Origin of the sequence: Eggerthella sp. (genome assembly GCF_048329335.1) — a bacterium.
Classification (GTDB): domain Bacteria; phylum Actinomycetota; class Coriobacteriia; order Coriobacteriales; family Eggerthellaceae; genus Eggerthella; species Eggerthella lenta.
Genome location: NZ_DBFEGU010000455.1, coordinates 1 through 12,900, shown reverse-complemented (window position 1 = coordinate 12,900; position 12,900 = coordinate 1). Strand labels below are relative to the sequence as shown.

The window sequence follows — 12,900 nt, the reverse complement described above, 5'->3', positions numbered from 1 at the left end:
GCCCAGCTGATGGCGGCACACGAGATGACCGAGGACGAGGCGAGCATCCGCGCGGAGGAACGCGCTGCGGCTGCGGCCGCGCGCGAGGCGGAAGCGGCTGCGGAAGCCGCCGTTCAGGCATCCGTGGCCGCATCGTCCCGGATCGCGCCCGCAACCGCGCCCGCTATTCCGGTCGGCTCTGCCACCGCCCCGGCACTCGAAGCCGACGCCATCGAACCTCCTGTCGGCGAGCGCCCGTGCGCCGAGCAGGGCATGGTGGCAGCCCCGCCCGCAACGCGCGGTGCGAAGAAGCCGAGCCTGCTCGTGCGCTTCCTCAGCCTGTTCGTGCGATAAGGGCACGCTTCCTCTCGCATGAAAACGCCCTCGGCTCTTCGGAGCCGAGGGCGTTGCTTTCGGATGATGCGGCAGGAGCGCAGTCCGAGGATGCCGCGGTCGACCGGCGCGCATATCGCGGCCGCGTCCCTGTCGCAACGACCACGATCCCATGAAGCGCGCGAGTGCGCAAGAGGCCGCAGCTGAGCGTTGCCGCCTTGCCACCCTCCCGCTACTCGCCTTTCCTCATCGGCCGACATATTTCCAGAAGCGTTCCGGATCGCAGCAGAAGCACAGCACGCGGCCCGACTCGGCGTCGAAGCGGTAGCCGGCGCTTTCGAAGACGAAGCGCCATTGTTTGATCCTGCCTACGATGATCGGCCGAACGCGAACGTGGCGGCACCCCGTCAAACGGAGCGCCTGCAACGAAAACCGGAGAAATCTCCTCTGTCCATGACTTATGCGCACCTCTGCCACGCCGAAACGGCCTTTTCAGACGAAGCGGCAAAGCGTCGCCCAATAAAAAGCCTGGTCAAAAGTTAGCTATGAAATACTTCGATCGCGCAGGCCGCTTCCGAGGTGCACATAAGTCGCGTACATGGTGCTTTTTGGGCGTTTTCGATGGCAGAGGTACGCATAAGTCGGGAACTTGCCCGCACGCAGGGGGGGGGCAACCCTGCTTGCTTTTCGTCCCGAAGCGCGCACTACGCAATAGAAGGATCCCGAATACGGCACCGGCAGAAAGACTTCCTGCTGACGCCGCACGGGATCCTTCGCGTCCCCGCTTCGCGGGGCCTCCCTGCGCTCGCTTCGCGTGCTCGGGAGTTCTACAGTCCGCTGGACTGTCGAATGCTTGCGCTCGCTCAGGATGACAGCGGAATCACGCCTCGCGCTCGACCACGGCGGCGATGGCCTGCGCGTGGCGGTCGGCCTCCTCGGCGCTGGCGGCCTCCACCATGACGCGCACCACCGGCTCGGTGCCGGAAGGACGCAGCAGCACGCGACCCGAATCGCCCAGCTCCGCTTCGGCAGCTTCGACGGCGGCCTGCACAGCCGCATTGCCGTCCACGGCGTGCTTGTCGTTCACGCGCACGTTGATCAGCGTCTGCGGGAAACGCGTCATGACGCTGGCGACATCCTCGATGGAGGAACCGGCACGCCGGCAAGCGGCCAGGAACTGCAGGGCGGTCACCAAGCCGTCGCCTGTGGAGTTGTGCTCGAGGAAGATCATATGGCCGCTCTGCTCGCCGCCCAGGACGAAGCCGCCCTCGCGCATGGCCTCCAGCACGTAACGGTCGCCAACCTTCGTCTGGACGAGCTCGATGCCCGCATCGCGCAGAGCATGCGAGAGCCCGAGGTTGCACATGACGGTGGACACGGCGGTGCCGCCGGCAAGCAGCCCGCGCTTGTGCAGGTCGATAGCGCACACGGCCTCCACCACGTCGCCGTCGATCTCGTTGCCGTTCGCGTCCACAAGCATGACGCGGTCGGCGTCGCCGTCGTGCGCAATGCCCACATCGGCGCCCGTCTCGGCCACGAGCGCGCGCAACGGCTCGAGATGGGTGGAGCCGCACTGCACGTTGATGTCGGTGCCGTCGAAGTCCTCGTTGATCGAAACCACCTCGGCGCCCAGACGGCGCAGCGCCTCGGCGCTGGTCATGCAGGATGCGCCATGGCCTGCGTCGAGCGCCACCTTGAGGCCCGCGAAGTCGATGCCCTCGCCGGCCACCGTGGACACCGCGTGCGCGATGTACAGCTCGCAGGCGTCGTCCACCGGCAGCGCCACGCCCACCTCGTCGCCGTTCGGCAGCTCGTCCGCCGATGGGCCGCCCGCCGCCAGATAAGCCTCGATCTCGTCCTCAACCGCATCCGGCAGCTTGAAGCCCTGGCCGTCGAACAGCTTGATGCCGTTGTACTCGGGCGGGTTGTGCGACGCCGAGATGACGATGCCGCCGTCGCAGTGCAGCTCGCGCACCAGAAGCGCGATGGCGGGCGTCGGGATGATGCCGGCCAGGAGCGCCGTGCCGCCCATCGACATGATGCCGGACGCCACGGCCGACTCCAGCATGTCGCCGGACAGGCGCGTGTCCTTGCCGATGAGGATGGTCTTGCCCTGGAAGGCCACGGCGGCCTGACCCAGCTTGAAGGCCGTCTCGCACGTCAGCTCCTTGTTCGCGACGCCGCGAACCCCATCCGTTCCAAATAAACGTGCCATGCTCTTTCCTTTCCAGCAGGTTCAACAAAGTAAGCGGGGCTTTCGAGGCGGCGGATAACCGCCGGAAGGTCTACTTCCCCCGTTTCACATGGTCTTCATGCAAGCGGACGCCGCCCTCGGGGCGTTCCGCGTCGGTCATGCGGTTGTTCAGCTCGGCGGCGAACTCGTCGAGACCGATGCCGTAGCGCTCGAGCACCACGAGCAGGTGGTACACCACGTCGGCCGCCTCGTAGCGCAGATGATCGATGGCCGCGTCGTACTCGGGCGGCAGATCGACGGCCAGCTCGTCGGTCTCGTCGACAGCGCCGCTTGCCGCGATCGATGCCGCCAGCGACGAGCACGCCCACGACTCCACGTCCTTCGCCGCAAGCGCCGTCTCGCCCGCCTCCTCCATGACCTTCTTCAGCACCCCGTCGGGAGAGCCGGTGAGCAGACGATAGGTGTAGCTCTCCTCCCCCGCCTCGCGCCGGGCTGCGATAGTGGCGGCAAGCGCCTCGAACGTCGCCCCGATCTGCGACGAAGGCGGCATTTCGCCGGAAGGGATATAGGTTTTCTGAGACATGATGCTCCTCCTACTAAAGAGAACCGCACAGGTAGAACCCTTTTCCAGCGAGTCCCGGTCCGACCGCCTCTCGCAGGTCGCAGCCGTACCCGCTGGCGCCGCACGGGATCCTTCGACTCCGGCAGCTGCGCCGCCTCCGCTCAGGATGACAAGAGACTCGCGAAGGAGGGTGCGGCGCGTTGCCCACCAAGCGAGTTCCGCACGAGCCGAAACGTCCAGCGGACGTTTCGTGCGAGCAGGACTGTCTGAGCGACTGGGCATTGCGCCGCATCCTCCGCCACAAGAGCCGCAAGCAAAGGGGGCGCGCCAAGCGCGCCCCCGCAGGTCGAACTTATTCTTCCACGTCGTCGTCGGCGTTGGAAGCTTCCTCGGACTCCTTGGTGGTCAGGCCGAAGCCGAGCGACCCTACCGAGCCCAGCAGAGCGTCGAGCTCTTCCAGGTTGCGCTGGTAGGAGCGCGGCGGCAGAGCCTCGCCCAGCATGTCCTCGCCCTCGGTGTTGAAGGTCGGGGGCTCGTCGCCGCCGATGAGGATGGTGTCATCGGGCGAGAACACCATGTCCAGCAGCTGCGACATGTCGTCGCTCGTAGCCGCGAGGTCGTCCTCGATCACGTGCGTCAGATCGTGGGCCTCGAGGCCTTCCTTCAGCTCCTCGATGGCCTTCACGCCGATGCCCTCGATGCGCAGCAGGTCCTCCTCGGTGTGGCCCACGAGGTCGGCCACCGTCTCGATGCCCGCCTCGGAGAACTTGTTGGCCCAGCGCTGCGACACGCCCAGGTCGTCGTAGATGTACAGGCGCGCGTCCTCGTCGGACAGCTGCGGGCCGCGATGGCCCAGCGAAAGCCCGCTGTAGTAGCTACCGTAGTTCGTGCCCATGTTGAGGTAGCCGTCGCCGTCGAGCGACCAATCCTGCGGCTGGGGCAGCAGCTCCTCGATATCGCGCAAAGCCTCCGGCGCGAAGTCGGGCAGCGTCTCGCCCACCACCGGCGCAACCGGACGACCCTTGTAGGTGAGGCCCACTTCGCGGTAACGCGACAGACCCGTGCCCGCCGGGATCGGCTTGCCGATGATGACGTTCTCCTTGAGGCCGGCCAAGTGGTCGATCTTGCCCTCGATCGCGGCGTCGGTGAGCACCTTCGTCGTCTCCTGGAACGAGGCGGCCGACAGGAACGAATCCGTGGCCAGCGACGCCTTCGTGATGCCCAGCAGCAGCGGCTGGCCCACGGGCGGCTCCTTGCCTTCGGCGATGAGCGCGTTGGCGGCATCCTCGAACTCGAAGCGGTTCACCTGGCGACCCGGCAGGAAGTCGGACTCGCCGGCGTCCATGACGGCCACCTTGCGCAGCATCTGGCGCGCGATGACCTCGATGTGCTTGTCGTTGATGTCCACGCCCTGGGACACGTACACGCCCTGGACCTGGCTGACGATGTAGCGCAGCGTCGTATTGGGATCGGTGAGGCGCAGCAGGTCGTGCGGGTTCACCGAGCCCTTGGTGAGCTGCTGGCCCACCTTCACTTCGCAGCCGTCCATCACGCCGGGCAGCATCTGGGCGCGCGCCGACACGACGTACTCGCGGAAGTTGCCCTGCTGGTCGTGGATCGTGATGGTCTTGGACTGCTTGTCGCCCGAGATCTGCAGCGTGCCGGAGATCTCCGCGAGGACGGCGAGGCCCTTGGGCTTGCGCGCCTCGAACAGCTCCTGGACACGAGGCAGACCGTGGGTGATGTCCTCGCCGGCGACGCCGCCGGTGTGGAACGTGCGCATGGTCAGCTGGGTGCCGGGCTCGCCGATGGACTGGGCGGCGATGATGCCCACCGCCGTGCCGATGTTCACCGGACGCGACGTGGCGAGATCCCAACCGTAGCACTTCTGGCACACGCCGTGCTCGGCATGGCAGGTCATGACCGTGCGGATGACGAGCGTCTCGACGCCCGCCGCGTCCATGGCCTTGAGCTGGTCCATATGGGTGATGTACTCGCCCGCGGCCAGCAGCACCTCGCCGTCGACGCCCGCCACGTCGTTGAGCAGGCAGCGGCCGATGAGGTTCTCGTCGACGTCGCCCTTCTCGTTGTGCAGCGGGTACGGCACGCCGTCGGCGGTGCCGCAGTCGATCTCGCGGATGATGACGTCCTGGGCCACGTCCACCAGACGGCGGGTCAGGTAGCCCGAGTCGGCGGTACGCAGCGCCGTGTCGGCGAGACCCTTACGGGCGCCGTGCGTGGAGATGAAGTACTCCAGAACGGACAGGCCCTCGCGGAAGTTCGCCTTGATCGGGCGGTCGATGATCTCGCCCTTCGGGTCGGACATGAGGCCTCGCATACCGGCCAGCTGGCGGATCTGCTTGATGTTGCCTCGAGCGCCGGAGAACGCCATCATGTAGATGGGGTTGAACTTGTCGAAGTTCTCGGCCATGGCCTCGCCGACTTCTTCGTTCGCGGCGTTCCAGATGTCGACGACCTGCTTGTGGCGCTCGTCGGGGCTCATGAGGCCCATCTCGTAGTCCTCGTCGATGGCCGCGACCTTCTCGTCGGCGGCAGCCAGGATCTCGGCCTTGTTCGGCGGCACGGTGGCGTCGTACACCGAAACGGTGACGCCGGCACGCGTGGCGTAGTGGAAGCCCGCGTCCTTGAGGCCGTCGAGAATCGCCGGCACGCTGGACAGCTCGTAGCGGTTGCACACGTCCTCGACGAGGCGGCTGATCTCCTTCTTGTTCATCTCGTAGTTGAGGTACGGGTAGTCCTCGGGCAGCACGTTGTTGAACGTGATGCGGCCGATGGTGGTCTCGATGCGCTCGCCCGCCTTGTGCTCCTCGAACACGCCGAAGGCCGTGGCCACCTGCGTGTCCTTGGTCAGACGCACCCAGATCTTGGCCTGCAGGTCAAGCTCGGCGCGCGCGTCGTAGGCGTTCATGGCGTCGTCGAAGTCGATGAACGAGCGGCCCTCGCCCTCGAAGCCGTCGCGGGCGGCCGTGAGGTAGTACAGGCCGATGATCATGTCCTGGGTGGGCACGGTCAGCGGACGGCCATGGGCCGGCGACTTGATGTTGTTGGCGGACAGCATGAGCACGCGGGCCTCGGCCTGCGCCTCGGCGCCCAGCGGCACGTGCACGGCCATCTGGTCGCCGTCGAAGTCGGCGTTGAAGGCGGTGCAGACCAGCGGGTGCAGCTTGATGGCCTTGCCCTCGACCAGCACCGGCTCGAAGGCCTGGATGCCCAGACGGTGCAGGGTAGGTGCGCGGTTCAGCAGCACGGGATGCTCGGTGATGACCTCTTCCAGCACGTCCCACACGTAGCTGGCGCCGCGGTCGACGGCGCGCTTGGCGGCCTTGATGTTGGCGGCGTACTCCAGCTCCACCAGGCGCTTCATGACGAAGGGCTTGAACAGCTCCAGCGCCATCTGCGACGGCAGGCCGCACTGGTGCAGCTTGAGCTGCGGGCCGACGACGATGACCGAACGGCCGGAGTAGTCGACGCGCTTGCCCAGCAGGTTCTGGCGGAAGCGGCCCTGCTTGCCCTTGAGCATGTCGGACAGCGACTTCAGCGGGCGGTTGCCCGGGCCCGTGACAGGACGGCCGCGGCGGCCGTTGTCGAACAGGCTGTCGACGGCCTCCTGCAGCATGCGCTTCTCGTTGTTGACGATGATCTCAGGCGCGCCGAGGTCCAGCAGGCGCTTGAGGCGGTTGTTGCGGTTGATGACGCGACGGTACAGGTCGTTCAGGTCCGACGTCGCGAAGCGGCCGCCGTCCAGCTGCACCATGGGGCGCAGGTCGGGCGGGATCACCGGGATGACATCGAGAATCATGTCCGTCGGCTTGTTCTCGGACTTGAGGAACGCGTCGACCACCTTGAGGCGCTTGATGGCCTTGGCGCGCTTCTGGCCCTTGCCGTTGGCGATGACGTCGCGCAGCTCGTCGGCCGTCGCGGCCAGGTCCATGGCGTCCAGCAGGTCGCGCACGGATTCGGCGCCCATGCCGCCCGTGAAGTAGTCGCGGTAGTTGAGGCGCATCTCGCGATAGAGGGCCTCGTCCGGCACCAGCTGCTTCGGCTCGATCTTCATGAAGGCGTCGAAAGCGTCCTGGCGCAGCGCCTTGCGCTCGTTGAACTCCTCGTAGATGTCGGCGATCTCCTCGTCGACCTCCTCGGCCGTCATGCGCTCGTCCTCGTCCACGTCGTCAACGAAGTCGTCGTCCTCGGGCACGTAGTCCACGGACAGCTTGCGCGTGGCCTCCACGAGGCGGTCGCGCTCGGCGTCCAGCTCCTCGAGGTCGGCGGCCAGCTCGTCGCGCAGCTCGTCGGCGTCCTCCTCGCGGGCCTCTTTATCCACCGAGGTGATGATGGAGGATGCGAAGTACAGCACCTTCTCCAGCTCTTTCGGTGCGATGTCCAAGAGGTAGCCCAGACGCGAGGGCGAGCCCTTGAAGTACCAGATGTGGCTGACCGGGGCGGCCAGCTCGATGTGGCCCATGCGCTCGCGGCGAACCTTGCTGCGCGTCACCTCGACGCCGCAGCGCTCGCAGACGATGCCCTTGAAGCGCACGCGCTTGTACTTGCCGCAGGCGCACTCCCAGTCCTTCGTCGGGCCGAAGATCTTCTCGCAGAACAGGCCGTCCTTCTCGGGCTTGAGGGTACGGTAGTTGATCGTCTCGGGCTTCTTCACCTCGCCGCGCGACCAGCTGCGCACGTCCTCGGCGTTGGCGAGCGAGATGCGCAGGGCGTCGAAATTGCTCACGTCGAATTCCGTCGTCATTTATCGCTCCTCTCCCTCACCGATCAGGTCGTTCGTATCGTTGTTGCTATCGCCCATCAGCTCTCCCAGCTCGGCGGCAATGCTGTCGAGCGCATTGGCCGCGTCGTCTTCTTCGGTCTTGCGCGCGTCGGCCGCGATGGCCTCGTACAGCGCGCGATCGCCGTCTTCCTGGCCGTCGATGTCCTGGGTCACGTCGATCGTGCGATGATCGTGGCCCTCCAGCTCGACGTTCAGGCACAGCGACTTCATTTCCTTCACGAGAACCTTGAAGCTCTCGGGCACCTCGGGGGCGGGGATGTTCTCGCCCTTGACGATGGCTTCGTAGGACTTCACGCGGCCGGCGGTGTCGTCGGACTTCACCGTGAGGATCTCCTGCAGCACGTTCGATGCGCCGTACGCGTACAGCGCCCACACTTCCATCTCGCCGAAACGCTGGCCGCCGAACTGCGCCTTGCCGCCCAGCGGTTGCTGGGTGATCAGGCTGTAGGGGCCGGTCGAGCGCGCGTGGATCTTGTCGTCCACCATGTGGCCGAGCTTCAGGATGTAGCTCTGGCCCACGGTGATGGGCTCGCGGAACTTCTCGCCCGTGCGGCCGTCGTACAGCCACGTCTTGCCCGTGCGGGACAGCTGCGGCACGAACTCGTCGCGCGCCAGGTCGCCGTACGTGGCATGGTTCTTGTTGATGAGGTTGCGGTTCGCCTTCTCGATGGCATCGGAGATCTCCTTCTCCGTGGCGCCGTCGAACACCGGCGTGGCCACGTGCATCGGGCCCTCCACCACGGCGTCGGTTTCCTCAGCGTCGTCCCAGCCCCACTTCGCAGCCCAGCCGAGGTGGTTCTCCAGCAGCTGGCCCACGTTCATTCGGGAAGGAACGCCCAGGGGGTTGAGGATGACGTCGATGGGGGTGCCGTCGGCGAGGTAGGGCATGTCCTCCACCGGCAGCACGCGGGAGATGACGCCCTTGTTGCCGTGGCGGCCGGACAGCTTGTCGCCCTGCTGCACCTTGCGCTTCTGGGCCACGTAGATGCGCACGAGCTCGTTGACGCCCGGAGCCAGCTCGTCGCCGGCGTCGCGGCTGAAGCGGCTCATGCCGATGACGCGGCCGCCGGAGCCGTGGGGCACCTTGAGGGACGTGTCGCGCACCTCGCGGGCCTTCTCGCCGAAGATGGCGCGCAGCAGGCGCTCCTCGGCCGTGAGCTCCGTCTCGCCCTTCGGCGTGACCTTGCCCACCAGCACGTCGCCCGGGAACACCTCGGCGCCCACGCGGATGATGCCGTCGGCATCGAGGTCGCTGATCATGTCGTCGGAGATGTTCGGGATCTCGCGGGTGATCTCCTCGGGACCCAGCTTCGTGTCGCGCGCGTCGACCTCGTACTCGGAGATGTGGATGGACGTGAGCAGGTCTTCGGCAACCACGCGCTCGGACACGATGATGGCGTCCTCGTAGTTGTAGCCTTCCCACGGCATGTAGGCCACCATGAGGTTCTGGCCGAGCGCGAGCTCGCCGCCGTCGCAGCTGGGGCCGTCGGCCAGCACGTCGCCCGCCTGCACCTCGTCGCCCTTGCGGACGATGGGGCGGTGGTTGATGCAGCCCGACTGGTTGGAGCGCTGGAACTTCGGCACGAGGTACTCGTCGTACTCGCCGTCGTTGTTCAGCACGATGATGGTCTGGCCGTCCACGTAGTCGACGACGCCCGGGTTCTGGGCGACCAGGATCTCGCCGGAGTCGACCGCGATGCGGTGCTCGATGCCGGTGCCCACCAGCGGCGCGTCGGGGCGCAGCAGCGGAACGGCCTGGCGCTGCATGTTCGAGCCCATGAGGGCGCGGTTCGCGTCGTCGTGCTCGAGGAACGGGATGAGGGAGGTGGCCACCGAAACCATCTGGCGCGGGGACACGTCCATGTAGTTCACCAGCTCGGGCGCCACCTCGTCGGGCTCGCCGAACACGCCGGCGGCGTCCTTCGTACGGCAGAGCACGCGGACGGCCTCGTGGAACACGCCCTGGTCGTCGAACGTGCCGAACTTGCGCGTCTCGGGGTCGAACAGGTCGTTGGCCTGCGCGATGGTGTAGTTCTCCTCCTCGTCGGCCGTGAGGTAGTCCACCTCGTCGGTGACCTTGCCGTCGACGACGCGGCGGTACGGCGTCTCGATGAAGCCGTAGGGGTTGATGCGGGCGTAGGTGGCCAGCGAGCCGATGAGGCCGATGTTCGGGCCTTCAGGCGTCTCGATGGGGCACATGCGGCCGTAGTGGGACGTGTGGACGTCGCGCACCTCGAAGCCGGCGCGCTCGCGGGACAGGCCGCCCGGTCCCAGAGCCGACAGACGGCGCTTGTGCGTGATGCCGGCGGCGGGGTTCGTCTGGTCCATGAACTGGGACAGCTGCGAGGAGCCGAAGAACTCCTTGATGGCCGCCACGATGGGGCGGATGTTCACGAGGCTCTGCGGCGTGATCTCGTCGGGCTCCTGCATGCTCATGCGCTCGCGCACGACGCGCTCCATGCGGGACAGGCCGATACGGAACTGGTTCTGGATCAGCTCGCCCACCGTGCGGATGCGGCGGTTGCCGAAGTGGTCGATGTCGTCGGTCTGCACGCCCTCGTCGCCGGCATGCAGCGCCACGATGTACTGCATCGTGCGCACGATGTCGTCGTCAGTGAGCGTGGAGGCCTCGTAGTCGGGGTCGAAGCCCAGCTTCTTGTTGATCTTGTAGCGGCCGACCTTCGCCAGGTCGTAGCGCTGCGGGTTGAAGAACAGACCCTCCAGCAGCGTGCGGGCGGAATCGATGGTGGGCGGCTCGCCGGGGCGGAAGCGCTTGTACAGCTCGATCAGCGACTCTTCCTTCGTGGTGGCCGGGTCGCGGTCGAGCGTGCGCAGCACCATCTCGTCGTTGCCGAGGAGCTCGATGATCTCCTCGCGCGTCTCGGCCAGGCCGAGGGCGCGCACGAGCAGCGTCGCGGGCTGCTTGCGCTTGCGGTCGATACGCACGGACAGGATGTCGCGCTTGTCGGTTTCGAACTCAAGCCACGCGCCGCGGCTGGGGATGACCTTCGCGTTGAACAGCGTCTTGTCGGACGCCTTGTCGCGCTCGGAGGCGAAGTACACGCCCGGGGAGCGCACCAGCTGGGAGACGACGACGCGCTCCGTGCCGTTGATGATGAACGTGCCGCGGGGCGTCATGAGCGGGAAGTCGCCCATGAAGACGTCCTGCTCCTTGATCTCGCCGGTCTCGCGGTTGATGAAGCGGATTTCCACGAACAGCGGTGCCTGGTAGGAGACGTCCTTCTCCTTGCACTCGTCCACGGTGTACTTCGGCTCGCCGAACTCGTGGCGGCCGAACTCCACGCACATGTCCTTGGTGTTGTTCTCGATGGGGCTGATATCCTGGAACGCTTGCGCCAGGCCCTCGCCCTTGAAAAACTCAAAGCTGTCCGTCTGGATGGCGATGAGGTTGGGGACGTCCATGACGTCCGGAATCTTCGCAAAGCTGCGCCGATCCCTGTAAAGGCTGGTCTGATCAGTCGTTTTTCCTTGAGCCACGAGGCTTTTCCTCCTTCATGTGCACCCGCATTTCTGCGAAAAAGTCGCAATTGCCTAAGATATGTCGAAAGTCAAGTCGAGTCAAGAAAAATTTTTACGAACTGTGGAAATTCTTTGTTGATTTGCCCTTTTATCTGGGAGAATGCAAGTATGGTTTCAGGCCGATCCCGACATCGGGACGGCATCTTCGGTCGATTCGAGGCTCCGCCGACGCTATGCGAGCTGGATAGCTTTGCCGGTTCAAGACCCCTTCGACGAATTCCGAGCTGGAAAGCCCCGCAAAAAAGTCGCTGACTTGGCGAAACGATGATCTTCATCATCAGGCTCACCTCCCTGCTGAAGTTTGTTTTGTTTGTCAGGGAGCTGTGGAAACGGGCTATCGGGACTTGGCTCCGCCCGCAATCGCATGCGAGACTTAAGTTTCAACGCGCCCGCGGGCGCGCAAACACACTACGAACGCACTTGAAACGCAGCATACTTGCAGAACTAGGAGGTCCTCATGGGACAATCCACTACGCCGAAGGCGCTCGCCTTGGGTGTTTCGCTCTCCCTCGCGTGCGGCCTGCTGCCGGGCGCGGCCTTTGCGGACGAAGCCCCAGAAGACGATGCGTCCGCCAACGCCGCCGATTCCGCTAGAGGAACGGCCGGCGGCGCCGACTCCGCCCCTTCGGGCGCGGCCGCCAAGCCCGATGGCTACGATAAAGCCGACTTCTACTCCGACAACCCCGTCGCGCCAATCGCACGGACGCTGGCCGTCCCGCTGGCAGCCAACACGCAGCTGCGCAGCCTCTCGAACGAGATGAAGTACTTCGCCCGATTCGAGAGCAACCAGAACTACGACCAGGGGCTCTCATGGGGCGATGGCTACCATGCAATGGGCTACTATCAATTCGACAACCGATACTCGCTCAAAAGCTTTATTTCCTATTGCTACAATTTCGACCCGGTCAAGTACCGGATGTTCTCCTGGGTTCCCAGCGCGAACATTTCGGGAGACCTGTACGACGGGAACGCGGATCGGCTGACCGACATCGGCCAGCAATTGAACGAATCCTGGCATGCGGCATACGCCGCCGACCCCGCGGAGTTCTCGGCACTGCAGGACACCTTCGCATACGACAACTACTACGTCCCCGCTGAAACGTACCTCGCAAGCCGCGGCATCGACATCTCGAATCGCGCCGACAGCGTCAAAGGCCTTTGCTGGGGCCTGGCGAACCTGTTCGGCACGTCGGGATGGCACAAATTCGTGGGCGGTTGGTCCGACGGCTACGTGAACGGAACATATTACAACAGCTACAACTACCCCGGCGCCGGGCTGACGAACGACATGACCGACGAACAGTTCGTCACCACGCTGTGCGATTACGTGATAGCGCACGTGGCCGAGTTCTACCACGGCCAGCCGCAGTACCACGAAGGCTGGACGAACAGGTACAAACAGGAAAAGGAGCTGTGCCTGAGCCTGCTTCCCGAGAAACCCACCGTGCCTCCTGTCGAGGAAGAGCCCCCTGCGGCGGATTCCCCTGC

General features: G+C 65.4%; 4 protein-coding genes and 2 pseudogenes. 2 read left to right on the top strand and 4 right to left on the bottom strand.

Translation table 11 applies throughout. The features are described from left to right. Positions 1-333 (top strand): annotated as a pseudogene (locus ACMO6A_RS14015) (polyphosphate kinase 1); the annotation flags it as partial. An 859-nt stretch (positions 334-1,192) separates the two neighbouring features. On the opposite strand, the gene glmM reads toward ACMO6A_RS14015, so the two are convergent. The 4 genes from glmM to ACMO6A_RS13995 all read right to left on the bottom strand — a co-directional run bounded on the left by glmM (position 1,193) and on the right by ACMO6A_RS13995 (position 11,370). Further along, positions 1,193-2,527: a phosphoglucosamine mutase gene (glmM, locus tag ACMO6A_RS14010; protein WP_009306448.1), complete on the bottom strand. Its 1,335-nt coding sequence runs from the start codon at positions 2,525-2,527 to the stop codon at positions 1,193-1,195. A 70-nt stretch (positions 2,528-2,597) separates the two neighbouring features. Then, complete coding sequence (locus ACMO6A_RS14005) at positions 2,598-3,089, bottom strand: phosphoribosyl-ATP pyrophosphatase (protein ID WP_009607803.1); 492 nt, start codon at positions 3,087-3,089, stop codon at positions 2,598-2,600. Between the two features lie 331 nt (positions 3,090-3,420). Continuing rightward, positions 3,421-7,833: a DNA-directed RNA polymerase subunit beta' gene (locus tag ACMO6A_RS14000; protein ID WP_009607893.1), complete on the bottom strand. Its 4,413-nt coding sequence runs from the start codon at positions 7,831-7,833 to the stop codon at positions 3,421-3,423. Continuing rightward, positions 7,834-11,370 (bottom strand): DNA-directed RNA polymerase subunit beta, encoded by a 3,537-nt coding sequence (locus ACMO6A_RS13995; protein ID WP_009306451.1) that lies wholly within the window; start codon positions 11,368-11,370, stop codon positions 7,834-7,836. A 499-nt stretch (positions 11,371-11,869) separates the two neighbouring features. Between ACMO6A_RS13995 and ACMO6A_RS13990 the strand changes: the two are divergent. Further along, positions 11,870-12,900 (top strand): annotated as a pseudogene (locus ACMO6A_RS13990) (hypothetical protein); the annotation flags it as partial.